The following is a 21941-nucleotide window of genomic DNA, read 5'->3' as shown; positions in this document are numbered from 1 at the left end:
GCAAATCGCTGTCGCGGTCAGGCCGGGGCATAGCCGCCGGCATCGCTTAGTTGCCGGGTGCGGGCATAAGTTTCCTGAATGATTAATGCGTCAGTGCTGGCCCGATGCCGATGCAACGCGAACTCCTGAATGACTTGGCGTTTGGTATGGCTCCAGATTTCCATTTGGGTTTCTCTCAGAATCATTTCCAGAGCGCTGAGGTAAAAACTCGGCTGCAGACCGGACTGGTAAAACAGGCGGGACAGCCAGGGTTTGTCGACTACCCAACCGTCGCAATACACGGTTCTGCCGGCTAAAAACTCATTGAGTTCGGCGGCCACTTGCCGTATCGGTTTACCATAGTTCAGCAACGTGTCCCGGCTCAGGCCGTGCACCTGTTCGGCCTGGTCGTCCCAATACACCCAATTGCCGGCCGGCCGGATCAAGGCGCAGTACTTTTGCCCGGAGCCCAATACCACACCGACCTCAATCGGGTAACTGTCGTTGCCGAAGCCGGAAGCTTCGAAATCAAGTACATTCGGTCTGAGGGGCTGCATCTGCGTATCCTTTTGCGTGCGGGCTGATTCAGTAAGCCTAGCGCAAAGACCCAGTTAACGTGAGGATTTTCGGGAATGGCACCCAAATCGCCAAAGGCGGAAAAGGCACTATCGATGCGGCCGGGTTTTGGCGGCCGTTTTTTTCGAGGCAGCCTGCGCTTTTTTGGCCGATTTACTATGCGCACGCTTTTTGGAATGCGCACCGGTCTCGCTCGGCAACGGCGGCGCGGCCGGCTCGGCATTGGTCGGCACGGCAGCCTCGGCCAGATCGTCGCGGTCCGGCGGCAGGTCGGGCGTCGGCAAGCTTGCCGCGCTGTCCCCATTGCCGGGCTCGTCGACTGCGGCACGGTCGCAGTCAGGCAAGTCCTGATCTTCCGGCGAGCAGATCACCCGATAAACGATGCGGCGGCCGTCGTTTTTGCCGGCTGGCGCAAGTTCCGGCTGCGCTTTCGGCGCGGTGTCGTCGGAGATGCTGCCCAGCAATTCGGCACGGGCCAAACCGCTAACGACCGACAAACCGATCAGGAGACTCAAGTAACAAGCAAGCAACGTAAAGCGACTATTAACCGGCCCCTTAAATATCTTGGTTCCCGTGAAAGCTGGAGCCCAGCCTCCGCGCTGGATTCCCGCTTTCGAGGGAATGACGGCCACAGAGTGTCTACGAGCCAGGCTAATTAATTCGAATCGGCGCGAATCAAACATGGCTTTGCGATTTTTTCAGGGTGCGCTTGGCCTGGTTCCATAAATCGTCCAGTTCGGCCAGCTCGCAGTCGCGCAATTGCCGGCCGGAGGCTGCGACTTCCTCTTCGATGTAATTGAAACGGCGGGTAAATTTTTTGGTGGCATCGCGCAAGGCAATCTCCGGATTGACTTTCAAATGCCGGGCCAGATTGACCGCCACCAGCAACAGGTCGCCGACTTCCTCGTGAATATGGGTCTGATCGCCGGACTGCCAGGCTTCGTGAACCTCCCGCAATTCCTCCCGCACTTTTTCGAACACCGGCTCGGTATCCGGCCAGTCGAAGCCGTGACTGGCCGCCCTGTTCTGGATTTTCTCGCATTGCACCAGAGCCGGCAGACTGTGGGCAACGCCGGCCAGCACGCTTTCGGCTGACTGTTGCGGCTGCTTTTGTTTGCGTTCCTCGGCTTTGGCTTCGTCCCAGGCCTGCTGGCGTTGCGCGTCGCTGTCGAATTTGACGCCGGCGAAGACGTGCGGATGGCGGGAAACCAGTTTTTCGCCGATCGCGGCGGCGACTTGTTCGAAATCGAACAGGCCGCGCTCCTGCGCAATTTGCGAATGAAACACGACCTGCAACAACAGATCACCCAGCTCGCCGCGCAAATCCTCGAAGTCATTGCGCTCAATCGCGTCGGCGACCTCGTAGGCTTCTTCGATGGTATACGGAATCAGGCTATGGAAATCCTGCTTCAAATCCCAGGCGCAACCCGTTTCCGGATCGCGCAAGCGGGACATCAAGCCCAGCAATTCCTGAGTTTTGCTTAGACTCAAAACGTGGAACCGAAGGTTTCCTGATAGCGTTTTTTGAATTCCGCCATCGTGAAGGTATGGTTCTGGGTGCCGTTGTGCTCGATCTTGATCGCGCCCAGCAGCGAGGCGATGCGGCCGGTGACATCCCAGTCGTAATCGTTGCTCAAACCGAACAACAAACCGGCGCGGTAAGCGTCGCCGCACCCGGTCGGGTCGAGAATTTGTTTGGGATTGGCCGGCGGAATGTCGATGACCTCGCCGCGGGTATAGACTTTGGAGCCCTGACTGCCCAAGGTCACGATCAAGGCGTCGACCTTTTCGGCGATTTGTTCCGGCGTCAGACCGGTACGCTGTTGCAGCAGTTCGAATTCGTAATCGTTGAAGGTGGCGTAATTAGCCTGTTCCAAAAACTGCAAGAGTTCCGCGCCGTCGAACATCGGCATGCCTTGGCCCGGATCGAAAATGAACGGGATGCCCTGTTCGACGAACTGGGCGGCGTGCTCCTGCATGCCTTGCTTGCCGTCCGGCGAGACGATGCCGATCGTGATTTCCGCGTCCAGCGGCACGCTGTTGAAATGCGAGAAATTCATCGCTCCCGGATGGAATGCGGTGATCTGGTTATCGTCCTGGTCGGTAGTGATATAGGCCTGACCGGTGTAATGGTCGTCCAGCACCTTGATGTAACGGCTGCTGATGCCGCATTGGCTGAGCCATTGCGCATAGGGCTCGAAATCGTGGCCCACGGTCGCCATGATCCAGGGCTCTTCCTGCAACAATTTCAGATTGTAGGCGATATTGCCGGCGCAACCGCCGTATTCGCGCCGCATCGCCGGCACCAGAAACGACACGTTCAGGATATGGACTTTTTCCGGCAGGATGTGGTTTTTGAATTTGTCGTGAAACACCATGATGGTGTCGTAGGCCATGGAGCCACAGATCAATGCACTCATTGTTTTCCTTTGGGTTTGACTAAACTTTAGCGGCCCTAAGGTAACGGATGTTGCTGACGGGTACAAGATAGCAGGCGAAACAACCCAAACCGCCTGTCGCCTACAGCAGTATCATGCCCCAGGTCGCCGCCGCCCAGATCAAAGACAGCATCACCGCCGCCGAACCGATGTCCTTGGCCCGGCCCGACAATTCGTGGTGTTCGAAACCGACCCGATCGACAACGGCTTCGACCGCGGAATTCAACAATTCCACCAGCAGCACCAACACTACGCTACCGATCAGCAACACCTTTTCTATCGCGGTTTGCCCCAGCCACAAGGCCAGCGGCGTGGTCACAACGAACAACGCCACTTCCTGGCGAAACGCCTCCTCATGCTGCCAAGTGGCCTTGAAGCCGGCAATCGAAAAAAAACAGGCGTTGATCAAGCGCCGCAAACCCTTTGCGTTTTGGTTAGCCATCGGTGGTTCTTATGCCTCTATAAAATCTTGGTAACCCTGCGCGTCCAACAACTGGTCCAGTTCGGCAGGATCGTCGGCCCGGATGCAAAACAGCCAGGTTTGGTATGCATTTTCATTGACCAGTTCCGGTGCGTCCTGCACCGCCTCGTTGACCGCGACGACACTGCCGCCGACCGGGCTGAACAAATCGGATGCGGTCTTGACCGACTCGACCACAGCCAATTGCTCTTGCGCTTTGACCACGCGACCGACCTCCGGCAAACCGATGAAGACGATATCGCCCAATTCGGACTGGGCAAAATCGGTAATACCGACACGCACAATGCTGTCGTCTTCCAACTTGGCCCATTCGTGGGTTTGCGCGTATTTCAAATTTTCTGGTGCTTCTGTCATGGGGTGTCCCTCTAGCCGTAATCAATCCGAAACAGCATAACCGGCTAATTTTTTAACACAACAAAAAAATGTCGGCCCCGCCGCCGCGAACTTTATAATCTGCGCCGACTCCGCTCCCGGCCGGCAGCCAACGCCGACGGCCGGATTTGTTCACCCAACCCTTCGACCGAGTTCATGCTTAGCGCTTATGCCCTGGCCGGCTTATTAGGCTGTTTTTCCATATTGGCCGCCGCCGCGAGCGATGACGACGATGCGCCGGCAGCTCCCGCCACAGCCCCGGCGACAGTCTCGGTACAGGCGGAAACGCTGACCCTGGATGCGACCGCCCAAAACCTGGCCGGTATTCGCAGCCAACCGTTGCAGGCGGTACGCCGACAACCCGAATCCACCGCCTACGGCACCGTGTTGAACCCGGAACCGTTATTGGCGGTGCGCCAGCAATTTCTGGCGGCGAGCGCCCAGCAGGCCGGAGCCCGTTCCCGCTTCAGCGAAGCCGAACACAATTTAAACCGCACCCGCGACCTGCACCGCCAGGACATCGTTTCCACTCGCCGCCTGCAGGAGCAGCAGGCGATACGCGATGCCGACCAAGCCAATCTGACCGCCAACAGTTACCAACAGCAACTAATCGCCGCCAACAGTCGTTTGACTTGGGGCGACACACTGACCGAGTGGTTCACCCACCCGCAGCACAAAGTCGCCGCCGAACTGCTCGAACACCGGGCGCAACTGCTGCAAATCACACTGCCGGCCGGCAGCCGTCTGGAACCCGGCGTGGTCCGGATTCAAGTCGATCCGGCCGGACAACGCCAGTCCGCGCTCAGTGCCGAGCTGGTCTCGGCCGCGCCGTTAGCCGATCCGGTTACGCTGGGTCAGCGCTATTTTTTCAAGTGCGGCCAATGCCGCTGGCCGTTGGGCACCCACGTCACGGCCTGGTTGCCCAGCGGTCCGGCCGGCGAAACCGGCGTAGACCTGCCGCAATCGGCAGTGGTTTGGCACACGGGTCAAGCCTGGGTATTCGTCAAAACCGATGCGACCCATTTCAACCGCCGGCCACTGGCCACCTATTCCGTCAACGGCGGACATTATTTCGTCGCCGAAGGTTTACATCCGGGCGAAGAAATCGTCACCAGCGGCGCGCAAACGCTGTTGTCGCAAATGCTGAAAGCGCAGATTCCGGAAGAGGATAACGATTAGCGGCCGAGCGCCGACCTAATGCTTGATCTGTAATACTTCAACCGATTCCCAGACCCGCTCGACGAACTCGGTATCGATCTGCGGCATGCCGCAGGTGATCCATTGCACGATGCTCTTGGCCACGTTGGGGTAAGTCACCCGCACGCTATGCGGGTTGTGCAGCCAATCCTCAATCGCTTGCGGATCCAGGTCGAACATGGTGTGGCCGTAACCCAGTTGTTTCAGTGCCTCGGCATTGGAGATTTGTTCCATCTGCGCGTGTAACGGCTTGACCAGAATTTTCTTGCCCAACTGCAATGACTCGCTGGCCAGTTCGAAACCGGCGTTGCTGATAATACCGGCACAATCGTACAAGTCACGCTGAAAGCCGTCGCGCGACAGCGGTTTGCATTGCACGTGCGAGTATTTGGACGCCACCGGTTGCGGCGAATAGACGTGGAACTCGAAATTTTCGAACGGACACAACAATCTGACCACTTCCTCGCCGTCTTCGAACGGCAGATACACCACGATTTTGTTGACCTGAACCTGCGGCGGCAACTCCGGCGTCTCGATGATTGGCGGCAGAATCGGCTGGCCGAAATGATGCCAATGCAGGCCGATACCAATATCGGCCGGCGCGAAATATTTCATGACCCGCTCGGCGATCGGATCGCCGCCGGCACGCGGAATCTTGTGACCGAATGCATATTGATGACCGATGCCTAACACTTGTTTCTGCTGCCGTTTCGCGGCCCAGGCCGTGACCGGTTCGAAATCACTGATCACCAGATCATAAGCGCTCAAGTCCAGGCTGCCGATATCCCGCACGAACCGGATCGGACTGGCCTCCAATGCGGTTTTAAAGTAGCTGACCTGACCTTTGTGGGTGTTGAAGGTCAACCCGGTTTTGACTTGGTAACCGTTAAAGACCTCCATGTCGAAATACTTGTCCGCCGGGCGACCGCTGAACTGAAAGTCCACTTCGCAACCGGCCGCGTATAATTCCTTCGCCATTACCCGCGCCCGGGTAATGTGGCCGTTACCCGTGCCCTGCACACCGTAAAAAATTTTCATGATAGAACGTAGTTGAGACTAAAAATTGCGATGCCGACACCCAGCACCATCCCCATCAGCGTGTCGGTCGGAAAATGCACCCCCAGCACGACTCTGGAAAAGCCGACCGCCGCCGCCCAGCAATACAAAACCGTCGCCAACGCCGGCAGGCAATAGCCGAACAGGGTTGCCACCATGAACGCCGCCGAAGTGTGGCCGGACGGAAAGCTGAACTGGTCGGCCGGCTTGATCGCACTAGTAAAATTGCTCAGCGCTTGCTGCGGACGGTTACGTTTGAAACCTTTCTTCAGCGCGAAATACACCGGTCTTTCGATCAAAAACGCCAAAACCATGGCTTGCAACAACCCGTCCTGGCCGCCGCGATCCCAATACAGCCAAGCGGCCGCCAGCACATACAGCAAGCCGTCGGCGGTACGGGAAATACCCCGGCAAGCCGGCATTAGACTGGCCCGAATCGCCACGCCGTTAACCCAGGTGAACATCGTCACGTCGTATTTGTGGATGGAATAAATTAGCTTCATGGCTTAGCCCTCCCGTTTGTTGCGCGCGTCGGCCGCGACTGTCGCGCAAACTCAAAATCTTGGATTTTCCTTACCTTCAACAATCCTTGACTGCACGGCCAGATTAGGGGCGCTTTGTGACAAGCGGATGACGCTTTGTTTAAGGTTTTGTGACAAGGCCAAATTCCGGATTGTTTGTTACAATTGCCGGCTGCGGCGCGCCCGACTCACCTGGCGGCAGGCCCTGAGCTCCCGGCCCGCGCGTTCCCTTTACGGCAACCCTCCTCTCGGATCGATTCAGACGACAAACATGCGACGTTTTTGCACCCTTGGCTTTGTGCTCGGCCTGATTCTGATGGTATTCGGTTTGACTTATATCTTGCCGATTGCGACGTCTTTATATTTCGACGACGGCATGGCCGAACATTTCGTCAACGGCATGTCTTTGAATATTGGCGTCGGCAGCCTGCTCTCGGGCCTGACCATGCGCTTTCGCGGCGACGTCAAAACCCGCGACGGCTATCTGCTGGTGGCTTCGTTCTGGATTTTGATGTCTTCGGCGGCAACCTTGCCGTTGATCTGGGGCATTCCCGGATTGTCGTTTACCGATGCATTTTTCGAATGCGTCTCCGGCTTCACCACGACCGGCGCCACCGTGCTGGTGGGTCTGGATCAGTTGGCGCCGTCATTGAACCTGTGGCGGCATGAATTGAACTGGATCGGCGGCCTGGGCATCATCGTGTTGGCCGTGGCGATTCTGCCGCTGCTGGGCGTTGGGGGCATGCAGTTGTACAAGGCCGAAATCGCCGGCCCGGTCAAGGACAGCAAAATCACGCCGCGCATCACCGAAACCGCCCGTTTGCTGTGGCTGGTGTATGCCGGCGCCACGGTGTTATGCACGTTGAGCCTGAAACTGGCCGGCATGGGCTGGTTCGATTCGCTCTGCCACGCGTTCTCGACACTGGGCCTGGGGGGATTCTCGACCCACGACGCCAGCATCAGTTATTACGATTCCCCGGCGATCGAATTTGTGTTGATCGTGTTTATGCTGATTTCAGCCATCAATTTCGCCACGCATTACACAGTCATACACCAATTCAGCCTGAAACCTTACCTGCTCGATCCGGAAGCGATTCCGATGCTGGGCGTGGTCTCCGGCAGCATTCTGCTGTGCGCCGGCTACTTGTGGCATTTCGGTACTTATCCGGACATGTTCGAAAGCCTGCGCCATGTCGCGTTCAATCTGGTCTCGATTGCGACCGACTGCGGCTTCATGAGCGCAGACTACGACCGCTGGCCGCCGTTCGTGCCGTGGTGGATGTTGTATCTGAGTTGCATCACCGCCTGCACCGGCTCTACCGGCGGCGGCATCAAAATGTTCCGCACATTGCTACTCTGGAAGCAGGCCGGCCGGGAAATGTTCAGCATCCTGCATCCGCGGGCGGTTAATCCGATTCGGATCGGCGATACCCCGATTGCGAACAAGATCATTTTCGCGGTTTTGGCGTTCATCTTTTTGTACTTCATCTCGATCGTGGTACTGACCTTTTCGCTGATCTTTTCCGGGCTGGACCCGATTTCGGCGCTTAGCGGCATCATTGCCTGCATCAACAACGCCGGACCGGGTTTGAACGTGATCGGCCCGGCCCAAAATTACGGCGTACTCAGCGATTTTCAAACCTGGATTTGTTCGATCGCGATGCTGCTGGGACGACTGGAAGTATTCACGCTGATCGTGCTTTTTACACCCACGTTCTGGAGAAAATAGTACAATTCGCCGACTAATTCCGCTTCGGCCCCACTAACTGCGCCCAAGCGATTCCGGCCGCCGGCAAAAACCCATCAATTCTAAAATCAGGAACATTCGACATGACTTCCGCGCGACACATCGACTTTCTCAGCAAAAGAAAAATAGCCTTTTTCTTTTCCGGCAGCCTGCTACTGATTTCGATCATTTCGTTTTTCGCCAAGGGCCTGGATCTGGGCATCGATTTCACCGGCGGCAGCGTCTACGAAATGCATTACAACCAAGCCGCGGATCTGGACAAAATGCGCGCCACGCTGGAGCAGGAAGGCTTTGCCGACGCCAATCTGCAGCATTTCGGCAGTGCGGCGGACGTACTGATCCGGCTGAAACCGGTGGAAAGCATCAGCCAAAAGGAACTTAGCGAAAAAGTCCTGAAAGTCGCCAATAGCAGCCAAGCCCAGCCCGGCGAATTGCGCCGCGTCGAGTTCGTCGGTCCGCAGGTCGGCGAAGACCTGATCAACGACGGCGGTTTGGCGCTGCTGTTCGCCTTTATCGGCATCATGGTCTACGTCAGCATCCGCTTCGAGTGGAAACTGTCGTTGAGCGCGATCGCCGCGCTGTTCCACGACACCATCATCACGATGGGCTTTTTCTCGGTATTCGGCTGGGAATTCGACATGACCGTGCTGTCGGCGATTCTGGCCCTGATCGGCTACTCAATCAACGATACCATCGTCGTCTACGACCGGATCCGGGAAACCGTCCGCACCAGCCGGATCAAAGATTCGATCCACGACATCGTCAACACTGCGCTGAACGATACGCTGAGCCGGACCATCCTGACCTCTTTGACCGTATTCCTGACCTTGCTGGCGCTGGCGTTTCTGGGCGGCAAAACCATCCACGGCTTTGCCATCGCGATGCTGATCGGCGTGGTCAAGGGCACTTATTCGTCGATTTATATCGCCAGCTCGCTGGCGTTGAGCCTCGGCCTGACCCGCGAAGACTTGATGCCGCCGGCCAAGGACAACGTCGTCGACGACCTGCCTTAATCGGCCGCCAAATTCTGATTTCCAACTTCAAGCGTACATATCCGGAATAACTTGATGACCCAACAGCTAAATACTCGCGAACTGACCCAATTGACACTCGGCATCCCCGGCTTCGAATACAAAGACCTTTACGACAGCAAGCGCCTGGCCGATTTGCTGACCGTGTTCGACCAATCGGTCAAGCATCACGACTCGGCTCTGTTCGACGAAATCGCCGCCTACCGCGCCTGCGGCGGCGACGGCATGAAGCCGGAAGAAATATCCGAGTTACTGGTCAGAACGGCGCCGCTGGTCGGCACCTTCGTCGCCAAGCTGTTCAACGTGCAAGACGTGCGCGACAAGCAAATCAGCCACATCCGTGGCGAGTTCGACAGCGTATTTACCTACCGCACCGAGATTGTCGGCAATCTGGCCAAATCGTTCAAAGGACAAACCATCGACGGCTGGGATATCGCCGCATTGCGCGCGGAAATGGACGCTTTATTGGCCGCCGCCGGCAAACAGGATTTGTTCAACACCGACCCGGAACTGGCCGTCAGCGAACTCGGCGCCGACCTGTGGCGGGCAGCGCAACAGGAAAACGCCAGTGCGGAAACGCTGGCCGGTTACGACACGGTTTGCCGCTGGAGCTTTGCTGCCAAGCAGGTTCCGGAATTGCAAAGCCTGGTCGCGAAATGGTTGAGCTTTAAAGTCCCGGCAAAAACCAACCTGGAAAATCTGGTCGACCACGAAACGGTCGATCAAAATGGCTATGGCGTTTGGGCTTGCGACGACCATCACCATCGCCGCCGCGACGGTTTCGCTTTGACCGACAAGCGCTTCAACCAGCGCCAGACCTTGTACGAGGTCGACCACTGCATTTACTGCCACGACCGCGACAACGATTCCTGCTCGAAAGGCATCAAGAACAAAAAAGACGGCACGTTCAAAACCAACCATTTGAACGCACTGATGACCGGCTGCCCGCTGGAAGAAAAGATTTCCGAAATGCACGTGGTCAAACGCCAAGGCGACAACATCGGCGCGCTGGCGATGATCATCATCGACAATCCGATGTGCCCCGGCACCGGCCACCGGATTTGCAACGACTGCATGCGCGGCTGTATTTATCAAAAAACCGAGTCGGTCAACATTCCGCAGATCGAAACCAACGTGCTGACCGACGTGCTGTTCATGCCTTGGGGCTTCGAGATTTACAGTCTGCTGACCCGCTGGAACCCGCTCAACGTCAAACGTTCTGTGGCATTGCCCTATAACGGCAAAAACGTGCTGGTCGCCGGCATGGGCCCGGCCGGTTACACCCTGGCACATTACCTGTTGAACGAAGGCTTCGGCGTCGTCGGTATCGATGCATTGAAAATCGAGCCGTTGCCGCTGCATTTGACCGGCGACCGTAACAATCCGCCCATGCCGATCATCGATTTCAAGGATTTGTACGAAGACCTGGACAAGCGGGTCATGCTCGGTTTCGGCGGCGTCGCCGAATATGGCATTACCGTGCGCTGGGATAAAAACTTCCTAAAAGTGATTTACCTGACCCTGCTGCGCCGCAACGCTTTCAAATGCTATGGCGGCATTCGCTTCGGCGGCACCATTACGATTGAAGAAGCCTGGGAACTGGGTTTCGACCATATTGCGATCGCCAGCGGCGCCGGCAAGCCGACCATCATCGACCTGAAAAACAACATGACCCGCGGCATCCGCAAGGCCTCCGACTTTTTGATGGGCTTGCAATTGACCGGCGCCGCCAAGGAATCCTCGCTGGCCAATCTGCAAGTGCGGTTGCCGGCCGGCGTGATCGGCGGCGGCTTGACCGCGATCGATACCGCAACCGAACTGCTGGCGTATTACCCCGGTCAGGTCAGCAAAATCCTGCACCGTTACGAGAAACTGGTGGCGAAATACGGCGAAGCCGAAGTCCGCCGCCGTTACGACGCCGAGGAACTGGAAATTCTGGAAGAATTCCTGGCCCACGGCCGAGTAATCGAACAAGAACGCGAGCGCGCTGCCGCAGCCGGCGAAACGCCGAATTTCCTGCCTTTCCTGAAACAATGGGGCGGCGTCACGCTGTTCTACCGCAAAGGCATCAAGGACTCGCCAGCCTACCGGCAAAACCATGAAGAAATTCACGAAGCCTTGTCCGAAGGCATTTATTTGGCAGAAGGCATGAGCCCACTGGAAGCGATCGAAGACCAATACGGCCACTTAAAAGCCGTTCGCTTCGAGAAACTAACCGAGCAGGAAGGCCGTTGGAAGAAGACCGACGAAGTCGAAGTGAGCTTGCGCGGCCTGTTCATTGCCGCCGGCACTGCGCCGAACACGATCTACCAGTCCGAGCATCCGCGCACCTTCGCAATGGAAGGCAAATTCTACAAACGTCACGAACCTGACTGGCTGGACAGCAAAGTTCAACTGGCACCGATGGCCGACGAAGCTCAAGTCAAGGTCGGCAAACCGGCGCCGTTTACCTCTTACCAAAGCGAAGGCCGCTACATCACCTTCTACGGCGACAACCACCCGGTTTACGCCGGCAACGTGGTTAAAGCGATGGCCAGCGCGAAAGACGGTTACCCCTATATCGTCAAGCTGTTCGCCAACGAACTGGCTGCACTCGATCCGGCCCAACAAAGCCAACGCGATGCGCAACTGCACGGTTTGCAGGATAAATTGGACGAGTTGTTCATCGCCCGCGTCGTCGAAGTCAACCGCCTGACCCCAACGATTATCGAGGTCGTGATCAAAGCCCCGGCGGCATCCAAACATTTCGAACCCGGCCAGTTCTACCGGGTGCAAAATTACGAATCGCTGGCCCCCGTGATCGAAGGCACTTCGCTCGCCGCCGAAGGCCTGGCATTGACCGGCGCCTGGGTTGACAAGGAAAAAGGCCTGGTATCCTTAATCGCATTGGAAATGGGCAGCTCCAGCCGCCTGTGCGCGACCTGGAAGCCCGGCGATCCGCTGGTATTGATGGGCGTCACCGGCGCCCCGACCGAAATCCCGACCGGCAAGACCGTGTTGCTGTTGGGCGGCGGCTTGGGCAACGCGGTATTGTTCTCGATCGGCAAAGCCATGCGCGCCGCCGGCAACAAAGTGTTGTATTTCGCCGGCTACCGCAACCGGATCGACTTGTTCAAGGTACCGGAAATCGAGGAAGCCTCCGACGTCATCGTCTGGGCCGTCGACAACATACCCGGCAACGACGCCATCCCGGTCACAAGGCCGCAGGATAAAACCTTCGTCGGCAACATCGTCGAAGCGATGGTCGCCTACGCCGAGGGCCACCTGGGCGAGACCACGCTGAAATTGCAGGACGTGGACCATCTGATCGTAATCGGCTCCGACCGGATGATGGCAGCGGTTAAGGCAGCCCGCTTCGCGGCGCTGAAACCGTATTTGAAGGCCGGCCACGAAGCGGTCGGCTCGATCAACTCGCCCATGCAGTGCATGATGAAAGGGGTCTGCGCGCAATGCTTATGCAAGCATGTCGATCCGGAAACCGGCGAGGAAAGCTTCATGTACTCCTGCTACAACCAGGACCAAGCCTTGGATTACGTGGACTTTCCGAATTTGAACGCCCGCTTGCGGCAAAATACCGTGCAGGAAAAACTCTCGTCGTTGTGGTTGACGTATCTGCTGGAAACAGCGGGTAATTAAACCTTCACAACATCCACCCGCATTTCCGGTTTCGGCTGGAAACGCGGGCTGCTTTCGCGGCCAAGGAACTCGATACCGCCGCGACAGTCTGGGCTTCAAATTTTGAAAGGAGTTCGCTCGTGTTACTACGTATTTCGCTGTTTCTGCTATGTGCTTGCTCGCCAATCCTGGCTTGGGCCAGCGCAGACCCCGCCACCGCCCACGTTCTCGACCTGACCCATCATTGGGTAGGCTACTTGGCCATTTGCATCTTCTCGCTGGCCTATACCTTGGCCATGACCGAGGAAGTCACGGAACTGAACAAATCCAAACCCATGGTCTTGGCGGCGAGTTTGATCTGGGCTTTTATCGCCGGCGTCTACGTACACGGCGGCATGCGCGAGGAAGCCGGGCAAGCCTTCCGGGCCGCGCTGATCGGATATGCGGAGCTGTTTTTGTTCATCATGGTGTCTATGGCCTATTTGAACGCAATGGAAAATCGCGGCGTGTTCGATAATTTGCGGGTCTGGCTACTGAGCAAGGGCTTCAGCTACCGCAAATTGTTCTGGATAACCGGCTGCATGTCGTTTTTCATGTCCTCGGTTTGCAACAATCTGACCACTGCGTTATTGATGGGCGCGGTAATTACAGCCATGGGCAAGGACAACCCTCGCTTCGTGACACTGGCGGCTATCAATGTGGTCGTAGCCACTAACGCCGGCGGTTCGTTCAGTCCATTCGGCGATATCACCACGCTATTGGTCTGGCAAAGTGGAGTGGTGCCGTTCGCCGATTTCTTCTCGCTGTTCATTCCAGCTATCGTCAACTTTGCGCTGCCGGCAATCGTCATGCATTTCTGGATTCCTAGGGAATTTCCGGGGGCGGTCGGTCGAGCGCCAATTATGAAGCGCGGTGCATTAGCGATGATTATCCTGTTTTTGTTGACCATCATTACCGCGGTCTGCTTCGAGAACTTTTTGAAACTGCCGCCCGCCGCCGGCATGCTGGCCGGTTTGACCTATCTCAAGTTTCTCGGTTATTACCTGCAAAAAACAGAAGGCAGAGCCAAGGGCAGCGACTTTGCCCACGTTTACAAATTATTCCAAGTGGAGCTGCCAGCTAGTCGCCAAGATCAGAAGTTCGACGTATTCAAAAGCGTCGCCCATCTGGAGTGGGACACCTTGCTGTTTTTCTACGGCGTAATGATGAGCGTTGGCGGTTTGAGTTTCATCGGCTACCTGACGATGGCCTCCAACGTGTTGTACATCGGCATGGACCCGACCATTGCCAACATTCTGGTCGGCATTTTTTCCGCCTTCATCGACAACGGCACAATCATGTTCGCTGTGCTGACCATGCACCCGGATATCTCGCAAGGCCAATGGCTGTTAGTGACGCTGACTGCCGGTGTAGGCGGCAGCCTGTTGGCAATCGGCTCGGCGGCCGGCGTCGGTCTGATGGGGCAAATGAAGGGTGTTTACACCTTTAGCGCCCATTTGAAATGGATGCCGGTGATTTTGCTGGGTTTCTTCGGCAGCATTGCCACCCATTTTTTGCTAAACGGCCATTATTTCTAACGTGGTCTCGGCGGCGACGGAGCGCTGCCCGTTTGGCCAATTGCCAAAAATACCAAATTTGTATCGCCTTCAGCAAAATATTATCGGTTTGCCAGCGCCAACCGGAACCCTGAAGCCGGCCATAGCCCCATCAAAAAAGCACCATTAATTTCAATAACTTGACTAAAATCCCTTTTGCCGACACACATATCCGCTTGCATTCGCCGCAGACACTACCGTGCAAAGCCGGGTCGTTAGGAGCAAAAATCGCTTTACTTTTTGTGGATAGCCGCGACGAGGCATGTATAATGAAGCCGATTTAGCTCGGTATCGTTGTCGCTTTTCAAGCTCGCAATAGGATCAACAAACTTTGTTTTCCGCTTACCCGCTTTAGTCACAAACCCTAGTTCCAAACCAGCGAATAGCACTTTTTAAAGCAAGAGAAATTTATGTCAGTTCAAGTAGAAGGCAAAGTTAAATGGTTCAACGATGAAAAAGGTTTCGGCTTCATCGAACAAGAGGGCGGCAAAGATGTGTTTGTGCATTTCAGCGCAATCAACGGCAGCGGCCGCAGAACTTTGAAAGAAGGCCAAAAAGTCACGATGGAAGTGACCAACGGCCAAAAAGGCCCACAAGCGGAAAACGTTACTCCGTTATAAGCCCGATAAAAAAGCCGCCTCACCAGCGGCTTTTTTGTTAGACCAGTTTGGCCCACAGGTCGTAGTCGTCGGCGTCTTCGATTTCGACGTCGACGAAGCTTCCAACCTGCAGGTGGCTTGCGCCGTCGATGAAGACTTGGCCGTCAATTTCGGGGGCATCGCTTCTGCTGCGCGCCACTGCCCCTTCTTCGACGACCTCGTCGATCAAGACGGTCTCACGGCATCCTATCCGTCGCTGTAAGCGTTCGGCGCTGATCGCAGCCTGATGCTCCATAAACCGCGCCAACCGCTCCTGCTTGACCTGTTCCGGCACCGCATCCGGCAGCGCGTTTGCCGCCGCGCCCTTAACCGGCGAATAGGCAAAACAACCGACCCGATCCATTTGCGCTTCGCTCAAAAACTGCAACAGCTCTTCGAACTCCTGCTCGGTTTCACCGGGGAAACCGACGATGAAGGTGCTACGAATGGTTAAATCAGGACAAATGTTGCGCCAGGCAAGGATACGCTCCAGATTGTTTTCCGCCGCAGCCGGCCGCTTCATCAGCTTCAAAATTCGGCTGCTGGCATGTTGAAACGGAATATCCAGATACGGCAAAATTTTCCCGTCGGCCATCAGCGGCACCACATCGTCAACGTGCGGATAGGGATAGACGTAATGCATCCGCACCCAAATTCCCAGCTCGCCCAATGCCGCCGCCAAATCCTTGAAACGGGTTTGGTAGTCGCGGCCGCGCCAAGCCCGGCTTTGGTAGTGTAAATCCAGGCCATAAGCGCTGGTATCCTGCGATACGATCAACAGCTCTTTTACGCCGGCGGCAGCCAGGCGTTCCGCCTCGGCCATAACGTCGTCGATCGGCCGGCTGACCAGGTCGCCACGCATCGACGGAATGATACAAAAGGTACAGCGGTGGTTGCAGCCTTCCGAAATCTTCAAGTAGGCGTAATGCTTGGGCGTCAATTTGATGCCTTGCGGCGGTAACAGCTCCAGGAAGGGATTGTGCGCCGGCGGCAAGTGTTCGTGTACCGCGTCCAGCACCTCGTCGGTGGCATGGGCGCCGGTAATTTTCAGCACTTGCGGATGGCGGGCCAGAATCTCGTCCTGCCGCGCCCCCAGACAACCGGTGACGATCACCCTGCCGTTTTCGGCCAAAGCTTCGCCGATGCTGTCCAGCGACTCTTCCACCGCGGCATCGATAAAGCCGCAAGTATTGACGATAACCAGATCGGAATCCTTGTAATTCGGCGAAACTTGGTAGCCCTCGGTCCGCAAGCGGGTCAAAATCTGCTCGCTATCGACCAGCGCTTTCGGGCAACCCAAACTGATAAAACCAACACGCGGATTAGTCATTAAATTCTCTCGAAATCGTTATAAACAAGTGGGCGGTTTCGGCAAGCCGGCTATCTTGCAAGCGTATTTCAGCGGCCCTTTGGGAAATAGTTTTTGCAGATAGCGGCTATTGCCTTTGTCTTCGCCAAATTGCTTGCGCACTGCGGCGACAAACATCCGGGCATTGGGCAGGTGTTTAAAGCGGGCGTAGTAGTCGCGGATGAAATACAGGATTTCCCAATGCGCATCCTCCAGTTCCAACGCTTCTGCCTGTGCTAACACCTCGGCGACGCGTCGGTTCCATTGCGCTGCGTCGCGCAAGAAACCGTCTGCCGTGGTGTCCAAAACCACGCCGTCGTAAATCAACACCAGGAATGGATCACGGGGTGTTTAACGGTCAGCTCGACCAGCCCGGCGTAATCTATGGGTTCCACACCGGACAACAGCCGCCCCGCTTGTAAGCCATACGCCTCGACCATGTCCCGCATCGCATAGACTTGGCAGGCTCGCGCCATGACCTGCTGCAACAGCCGGTTATCTTGATGGCCGCGTAACGCGCCGCAGACCGTGGCATCCAGCAACACGATATCGTCGCCGGGCGCCATTCTCGCAAACACCTCGGCCTGCAACGGCAATTGCGACAACAAATGCAACATCACTCGGCGTGGGTAAGTTTCAGGCCGACGATACCGACGACAATAAACATAATCGACGCCAGCCGCACCCAGTCGGCCGGCTCCTTAAACCAGAGGACACCGATAACGGCAACGCCGACCGCCCCCATGCCGGTCCAAACCGCATAGGCGGTTCCCAACGGCAAAGTACGGATAGCCAACATCAGCAAATAAAAGCTGGCAATACCGGAGACGCCGGTTACCACGCTAGGCCATAGCTTGGTGAAGCCATCGTTATATTTCAGACTTACTGCAAACACGATTTCCGAACACCCCGCCACCAACAACAGCAACCAACCCATCAAAACTCCTGCCTATACACTATAATCCTGCTTATTTTACAATAGCCCTTTCCGCACACCGCAATATTTAGCAACTTTAATGGAAAAAGAATCCGACTATCTTGTTAGAGGCTCCAAACTGGTTTTTGGCCACCTGACCGATCTGGTAAAGAAAAAGTGCATCATTTCTGCGCACTTTGGCGAACACAACCAATCGTTTTTGACCACGATTATCGATCTCGACCAGAAAGCCAACCTGTTGGCACTCGATGTCGCGCCCACCGAGTTGTTGAACAAACAGTTGCTGAATTCGCCCAAAGTGCTGTTCCGCACAGAATACGAAGGGATCAAGGTCTCCTTCCGCGGCAAATCGATCAAGAAATCGCAAAGTGACGGCCACCCGGTACTTGCAATGCCGATTCCGGACGCGATTTTCTGGATGCAGCGCCGCCAGTTCTACCGGATTAAAGTACCGCTTTCGCACACCAACAGCCTGTGCGTAATGATGTTTACCCCGCCCCAGGATCCTGACGACATCGAGAATACAGAACCCACGGTGCTAAAAGCCTCATTTAGGTTGGTCGATCTGAGCTTTTCCGGGTTTGCGTTTCTGAATCCGGATTCGCAATTCGACAAATATCTGAATCCGGAAGACAAGCATGAAGGCTGCATGATGTATCTGCACGACGGCGGACAAGCCAAAATCAGCTTCGAAATCAAAGAAATAACCCGAGTACGCGCCACCGTGACCGGTACTCAGCAGCGAGTCGGCTGTCGTTTCACCGACATTCCGCCGGCGTTCGAAACCAATATTCAACGCTACATGCAGGATATCGAAATCCAACAAAAAAATTTGGCTTGATCCTAAAAAACGCTGGCACGCGGCCTTCCTCCAGACAAGACCTACAGCCACTCCGTTTGCCAGTTAGCCTGGCCTCACTGTCGTTCCCGCTATACCCATTCAAATTGCCATGAACGCGTCTCCGCTACAACTTCCCGAATTACCGAAACAGTCCACCCAAGCTCATGTCTGGCGCGACTTAGCCGGCTGCGGCGATGCGCTGGCGCTCGCCACCGCGATCGCCAGCGAAAAACGCTTGGCCGTCATCGTCACACCGGACACGCAAACCGCGTTGCGCCTGGAGCACGAAATGGCCTTTTTTCTGGACAGCGCCTATCCGATATTGCAATTTCCGGACTGGGAAACCCTGCCCTACGATGTGTTCTCGCCGTTGCCGGAAATCATTTCCGAACGCTTGCGTACGCTGGCCCTGCTCCCGGAAACCAAGCGCGGCGCGCTGATCGTTCCGATCTCGACCCTGATGCACCGGCTGGCGCCGCGCGAACATATCCTGGCCCACAGTTTTGCCATTGAAGTCGGCGGCACCTTGAGCCTGGACCTGACCCGCGCCAAATTGGAAGCGGTGGGTTACCAGTGCGTATCGCAGGTGTATCAGCACGGCGAATTCGCGGTACGCGGCTCGATTCTGGATCTGTTCCCGATGGGCTCCAAGCAGCCCTACCGGATCGAACTGTTCGACGACGACGTCGAGTCGATCCGCAGCTTCGACCCCGACACGCAGATGTCGCAGGACAAAATGCAAAAAGTCGAATTGTTCCCGGCCCGCGAATTTCCATTTACCGACGACGCGATCAAACGCTTTCGCCAAGCCTTTCGCGAGCAATTTCCAGACGCCTCGCCGAAAAACAATTTGTACGTCGACGTCTCCAAGCAAATCGCCCCGGCCGGTATCGAATACTATTTGCCGCTGTTCGTCGAGCGCACCGAATCGCTGTTCGATTACTTGCCGAGCAGCGCGCTATTCGTGCTGCCGGCCGAATTTGAAACCGGTGCCGGCCAGTTTTACGCCGAGGCCGAAGAGCGTTATCAGCAACGCAAATACGACGTCGACAGGCCGCTACTGCCGCCGCAGCGCCTGTTTTTAGCCACCGACGAATTGGTTGGCAAAACCCAAGCGTTCAGCCGCATCGTGCTGAACCATCAAGGTGAACAAGGCGAATCGCTGCATTGCCAAACGCTGCCCGATGTCGCCATCGATAGCCGCTTGAAAGAGCCGGCGCAGCGCCTGCGCCAGTTCATCGAAGGCTTTGCCGGCAAAATCCTGTTCGTTGCCGAGACTGCCGGCCACCGCGAGGGCCTGATCGAGAAACTGAAAAGCGTCAAACTGGCCGCCAAGCAAGTCCAAAACTGGCCGGAATTTCTGCAAAGCGAACAGTCGCCGTGCATCGTCGTCGCGCCGATGGATCACGGGCTGTTGCTCGACCAACCGAAGCTGGCCATCATCACCGAAAGCCAGCTCAGCGGCGAAAAAGTCCAGCAACGCCGGCGCCGAGCGAAGTCGGCGGCGCGGGCGCTGGAAAACATCTTCAACAACCTCGACGAGCTGACGATAAGCTCGCCGGTCGTGCATCAGGAACACGGCGTCGGCCGCTATCTGGGGCTGCAGACTCTGACCGTCGGCGGCATCGAAGCCGAGTTTCTGATGCTGGAATATGCCGGCGGCGACAAGATTTACGTGCCGGTCGCCTCTCTACATTTGATCGGCCGTTACAGCGGCGTCAGCGCCGAAAACGCCCCCTTGCACAAACTGGGCACCGAGCAATGGAGCAAGGCCAAGCAAAAAGCCATGGAGCGGGCCCGCGACGTGGCCGCGGAATTGCTGGACATACACGCCAAACGCGCCGCGCGCGGCGGCTTTGCCTTTAGCGTCGACAATAGCGACTACAACGCCTTTGCCGGCGGCTTCCCGTTCGAGGAAACTCCGGATCAGCTCAGCGCCATCGAAGCGATTTTGCAAGACATGGCTGCGCCGCAACCGATGGACCGCGTAGTATGCGGCGACGTCGGCTTCGGCAAGACCGAAGTGGCGATGCGTGCGGCCTTTGTGGCGGTGCAAAGCGGCAAACAGGTGGCGGTGCTGGTGCCGACCACCCTGCTGGCGCAGCAACACTATCAAAACTTCCGCGACCGCTTTGCCGACTGGCCGGTGCGCATTGAAGTCACCTCCCGTTTCGTCACCGCCAAACAGCAAGCCGCCATCGCCGACGATCTGGCCGAGGGCAAGGTCGACATCGTCATCGGCACCCATAAACTGCTGTCCAAGGATATGAAATACAAGGCCTTGGGCTTGGTGATCATCGACGAGGAACACCGCTTCGGCGTCACTCAAAAAGAGCATTTCAAAAAGCTGCGCAGCGAACTGGACTTGCTGACACTGACCGCAACGCCAATCCCGAGAACCTTGAACATGGCCATGGCCGGCCTGCGCGATATTTCCATCATCGCCACGCCGCCGCCGAACCGCCATGCGATCAAAACCTTCGTCAGCGAATGGATCGATTCCCAAGTCCAGGAAGCCTGCCAGCGCGAAATCAAACGCGGCGGCCAGGTATTTTTCCTGCACAACGACGTCAAGACCATGGACAAAATGATGCGCGAACTGGCCGAACTGGTGCCGGAAGCGCGGATTCAAATCGCCCACGGCCAAATGGCCGAGCGCGAGCTGGAGCAAATCATGCTGGATTTTTATCACCAGCGTTTTAATGTGCTAATCGCCACCACCATTATCGAAAGCGGCATCGACATTCCCAGCGCGAATACCATCGTCATCAACCGGGCCGACAAGCTGGGTCTGGCCCAGTTGCACCAGTTACGCGGCCGGGTTGGCCGGTCCCACCACCGCGCCTATTGCTACTGCATCGTGCCGCCGAAAACCCTGATGACCAAGGACGCGATCAAGCGTCTGGAGGCCTTCGAAACCTCCGGCGAACTGGGCGCCGGCTTCATGTTGTCCTCGCACGACATGGAAATCCGTGGCGCCGGCGAGTTGCTGGGCGACGAACAAAGCGGCCAGATTCAGGAAATCGGCTTTACCCTGTACGCCGAGTTGCTGGAGCGCGCCGTTAAAGCCCTCAAATCCGGCAAACAACCGGAGCTGGACGCGCCTTTGGACTATGGCCCGGAAGTCGATCTGCAAGTAGCAGCCTTGATTCCGGAAGACTATTTGCCGGACATCCACGCCCGCCTTGTTTTGTACAAACGCATCGCCAGCGCCGAAACCGAAGACGATTTGCGCAAGTTAAAAATCGAAATGATCGACCGCTTCGGCCTATTGCCGGATCAGGTCAAAGCCTTGTTCGCGGTCACCGAACTGAAACAACAAGCTGCGCATCTGGGCATCCGCAAAATTGAAGCCCACGCCACCGGCGGCCGCATCGTGTTTACCGCCACGCCGCAAATCGATACCGGCGAGTTGATCTTGATGATCCAAAGCCAGTCGCAGGTGTATAAATTCGACGGCGCGGATAAATTGAGGTTTACCCAGACCTTTAAGGATATGGAGGATAAGGTGGCGTTTTTGGAGAAGTTGTTGGCGAGGCTGGGGACAAAAGGTAGCTCCGCGTAACCTG

General features: G+C 56.5%; 20 protein-coding genes. 8 read left to right on the top strand and 12 right to left on the bottom strand.

The annotated features are described in order from the left end of the window. Window positions 1-17: 17 nt before the first annotated feature. The 6 genes from PL263_RS17265 to gcvH all read right to left on the bottom strand — a co-directional run bounded on the left by PL263_RS17265 (window position 18) and on the right by gcvH (window position 3828). The gene (locus PL263_RS17265) at window positions 18-536 is read right to left on the bottom strand and encodes a hypothetical protein (RefSeq protein ID WP_278210525.1); all 519 of its coding nucleotides are present in this window, start codon (window positions 534-536) and stop codon (window positions 18-20) included. A gap of 108 nt (window positions 537-644) precedes the next feature. Then, complete coding sequence (locus PL263_RS17260) at window positions 645-1070, bottom strand: hypothetical protein (protein WP_278210524.1); 426 nt, start codon at window positions 1068-1070, stop codon at window positions 645-647. 160 nt (window positions 1071-1230) lie between these two features. Further along, window positions 1231-2046, bottom strand: coding sequence for a nucleoside triphosphate pyrophosphohydrolase (gene mazG / locus PL263_RS17255; RefSeq protein WP_278210523.1), 816 nt, complete (start codon window positions 2044-2046; stop codon window positions 1231-1233). Then, a complete protein-coding gene (locus tag PL263_RS17250; RefSeq protein WP_278210522.1) occupies window positions 2043-2975 on the bottom strand; it encodes a carbohydrate kinase family protein in 933 nt (310 codons plus the stop codon). Before PL263_RS17250 ends, mazG begins: the two co-directional genes overlap by 4 nt. A 100-nt stretch (window positions 2976-3075) precedes the next feature. Then, the gene (locus PL263_RS17245) at window positions 3076-3435 is read right to left on the bottom strand and encodes a diacylglycerol kinase (protein WP_140914379.1); all 360 of its coding nucleotides are present in this window, start codon (window positions 3433-3435) and stop codon (window positions 3076-3078) included. Window positions 3436-3444: 9 nt separating this feature from the next. Beyond that, the gene (gene gcvH / locus PL263_RS17240; RefSeq protein ID WP_140914378.1) at window positions 3445-3828 is read right to left on the bottom strand and encodes a glycine cleavage system protein GcvH; all 384 of its coding nucleotides are present in this window, start codon (window positions 3826-3828) and stop codon (window positions 3445-3447) included. A gap of 174 nt (window positions 3829-4002) precedes the next feature. Between gcvH and PL263_RS17235 the strand changes: the two genes are divergently transcribed. Further along, window positions 4003-5025 carry a hypothetical protein gene (locus PL263_RS17235; RefSeq protein WP_278210521.1) on the top strand — a complete coding sequence of 341 codons (1023 nt, stop codon included), beginning with the start codon at window positions 4003-4005 and terminating at the stop codon, window positions 5023-5025. Between the two features lie 15 nt (window positions 5026-5040). On the opposite strand, the gene PL263_RS17230 is transcribed toward PL263_RS17235, so the two are convergent. Together PL263_RS17230 and PL263_RS17225 are read right to left on the bottom strand one after the other, a co-directional pair. Continuing rightward, window positions 5041-6081 (bottom strand): MJ1255/VC2487 family glycosyltransferase, encoded by a 1041-nt coding sequence (locus tag PL263_RS17230; protein ID WP_278210520.1) that lies wholly within the window; start codon window positions 6079-6081, stop codon window positions 5041-5043. Next, window positions 6078-6602: a phosphatase PAP2 family protein gene (locus tag PL263_RS17225; RefSeq protein WP_140911384.1), complete on the bottom strand. Its 525-nt coding sequence runs from the start codon at window positions 6600-6602 to the stop codon at window positions 6078-6080. Before PL263_RS17225 ends, PL263_RS17230 begins: the two co-directional genes overlap by 4 nt. Before the next feature lie 289 nt (window positions 6603-6891). Between PL263_RS17225 and PL263_RS17220 the strand changes: the two genes are divergently transcribed. The 5 genes from PL263_RS17220 to PL263_RS17200 all read left to right on the top strand — a co-directional run bounded on the left by PL263_RS17220 (window position 6892) and on the right by PL263_RS17200 (window position 15228). Further along, window positions 6892-8349, top strand: coding sequence for a potassium transporter TrkG (locus PL263_RS17220; protein ID WP_278210519.1), 1458 nt, complete (start codon window positions 6892-6894; stop codon window positions 8347-8349). Window positions 8350-8450: 101 nt separating this feature from the next. Then, window positions 8451-9380, top strand: a complete 930-nt coding sequence (gene secF, locus PL263_RS17215; protein WP_278210518.1) for a protein translocase subunit SecF — start codon at window positions 8451-8453, stop codon at window positions 9378-9380. A 54-nt stretch (window positions 9381-9434) separates the two neighbouring features. Continuing rightward, a complete protein-coding gene (locus PL263_RS17210) occupies window positions 9435-13034 on the top strand; it encodes an FAD-dependent oxidoreductase (protein ID WP_278210517.1) in 3600 nt (1199 codons plus the stop codon). Window positions 13035-13198: 164 nt separating this feature from the next. Beyond that, window positions 13199-14590, top strand: a complete 1392-nt coding sequence (gene nhaD / locus PL263_RS17205; protein WP_278212891.1) for a sodium:proton antiporter NhaD — start codon at window positions 13199-13201, stop codon at window positions 14588-14590. 428 nt (window positions 14591-15018) lie between these two features. After that, window positions 15019-15228, top strand: coding sequence for a cold-shock protein (locus PL263_RS17200; protein ID WP_054760518.1), 210 nt, complete (start codon window positions 15019-15021; stop codon window positions 15226-15228). Window positions 15229-15265: 37 nt separating this feature from the next. On the opposite strand, the gene rimO is transcribed toward PL263_RS17200, so the two are convergent. Genes rimO through PL263_RS17180 form a run of 4 tightly spaced genes read right to left on the bottom strand, consistent with a single transcriptional unit; the run spans window position 15266 to window position 17531 of the window. Continuing rightward, window positions 15266-16576, bottom strand: a complete 1311-nt coding sequence (gene rimO / locus PL263_RS17195; RefSeq protein WP_278210516.1) for a 30S ribosomal protein S12 methylthiotransferase RimO — start codon at window positions 16574-16576, stop codon at window positions 15266-15268. Window positions 16577-16594: 18 nt separating this feature from the next. After that, window positions 16595-16927 carry a TusE/DsrC/DsvC family sulfur relay protein gene (locus PL263_RS17190; RefSeq protein WP_278212890.1) on the bottom strand — a complete coding sequence of 111 codons (333 nt, stop codon included), beginning with the start codon at window positions 16925-16927 and terminating at the stop codon, window positions 16595-16597. Then, the gene (gene tusB, locus PL263_RS17185; protein ID WP_278210515.1) at window positions 16918-17211 is read right to left on the bottom strand and encodes a sulfurtransferase complex subunit TusB; all 294 of its coding nucleotides are present in this window, start codon (window positions 17209-17211) and stop codon (window positions 16918-16920) included. The genes PL263_RS17190 and tusB overlap by 10 nt, the downstream gene beginning before the upstream one ends. Beyond that, a complete protein-coding gene (locus tag PL263_RS17180; protein ID WP_140911392.1) occupies window positions 17211-17531 on the bottom strand; it encodes a multidrug efflux SMR transporter in 321 nt (106 codons plus the stop codon). Before PL263_RS17180 ends, tusB begins: the two co-directional genes overlap by 1 nt. Before the next feature lie 79 nt (window positions 17532-17610). On the opposite strand from PL263_RS17180, the gene PL263_RS17175 reads away from it, so the two are divergent. Beyond that, window positions 17611-18372: a flagellar brake protein gene (locus PL263_RS17175; RefSeq protein ID WP_278210514.1), complete on the top strand. Its 762-nt coding sequence runs from the start codon at window positions 17611-17613 to the stop codon at window positions 18370-18372. 109 nt (window positions 18373-18481) lie between these two features. Continuing rightward, window positions 18482-21937: a transcription-repair coupling factor gene (mfd, locus tag PL263_RS17170; RefSeq protein ID WP_278210513.1), complete on the top strand. Its 3456-nt coding sequence runs from the start codon at window positions 18482-18484 to the stop codon at window positions 21935-21937. Window positions 21938-21941: the final 4 nt, after the last annotated feature.

Source organism: Methylomonas sp. EFPC3 (genome assembly GCF_029643245.1).
Lineage (GTDB): Bacteria > Pseudomonadota > Gammaproteobacteria > Methylococcales > Methylomonadaceae > Methylomonas > Methylomonas koyamae_B.
This window is presented reverse-complemented; position numbering and strand designations above follow the sequence as displayed.

Excerpts from the sequence above, each read along its gene's own strand:
- PL263_RS17265 (WP_278210525.1), bottom strand. The coding sequence starts at position 536 with ATGCAGCCCCTCAGACCGAATGTACTTGATTTCGAAGCTTCCGGCTTC.
- PL263_RS17250 (WP_278210522.1), bottom strand. The coding sequence starts at position 2,975 with ATGAGTGCATTGATCTGTGGCTCCATGGCCTACGACACCATCATGGTG.
- PL263_RS17245 (WP_140914379.1), bottom strand. The coding sequence starts at position 3,435 with ATGGCTAACCAAAACGCAAAGGGTTTGCGGCGCTTGATCAACGCCTGT.
- gcvH (WP_140914378.1), bottom strand. The coding sequence starts at position 3,828 with ATGACAGAAGCACCAGAAAATTTGAAATACGCGCAAACCCACGAATGG.
- PL263_RS17235 (WP_278210521.1), top strand. The coding sequence starts at position 4,003 with ATGCTTAGCGCTTATGCCCTGGCCGGCTTATTAGGCTGTTTTTCCATA.
- PL263_RS17230 (WP_278210520.1), bottom strand. The coding sequence starts at position 6,081 with ATGAAAATTTTTTACGGTGTGCAGGGCACGGGTAACGGCCACATTACC.
- PL263_RS17225 (WP_140911384.1), bottom strand. The coding sequence starts at position 6,602 with ATGAAGCTAATTTATTCCATCCACAAATACGACGTGACGATGTTCACC.
- PL263_RS17220 (WP_278210519.1), top strand. The coding sequence starts at position 6,892 with ATGCGACGTTTTTGCACCCTTGGCTTTGTGCTCGGCCTGATTCTGATG.
- secF (WP_278210518.1), top strand. The coding sequence starts at position 8,451 with ATGACTTCCGCGCGACACATCGACTTTCTCAGCAAAAGAAAAATAGCC.
- PL263_RS17210 (WP_278210517.1), top strand. The coding sequence starts at position 9,435 with ATGACCCAACAGCTAAATACTCGCGAACTGACCCAATTGACACTCGGC.
- PL263_RS17200 (WP_054760518.1), top strand. The coding sequence starts at position 15,019 with ATGTCAGTTCAAGTAGAAGGCAAAGTTAAATGGTTCAACGATGAAAAA.
- rimO (WP_278210516.1), bottom strand. The coding sequence starts at position 16,576 with ATGACTAATCCGCGTGTTGGTTTTATCAGTTTGGGTTGCCCGAAAGCG.
- tusB (WP_278210515.1), bottom strand. The coding sequence starts at position 17,211 with ATGTTGCATTTGTTGTCGCAATTGCCGTTGCAGGCCGAGGTGTTTGCG.
- PL263_RS17180 (WP_140911392.1), bottom strand. The coding sequence starts at position 17,531 with ATGGGTTGGTTGCTGTTGTTGGTGGCGGGGTGTTCGGAAATCGTGTTT.
- PL263_RS17175 (WP_278210514.1), top strand. The coding sequence starts at position 17,611 with ATGGAAAAAGAATCCGACTATCTTGTTAGAGGCTCCAAACTGGTTTTT.
- mfd (WP_278210513.1), top strand. The coding sequence starts at position 18,482 with ATGAACGCGTCTCCGCTACAACTTCCCGAATTACCGAAACAGTCCACC.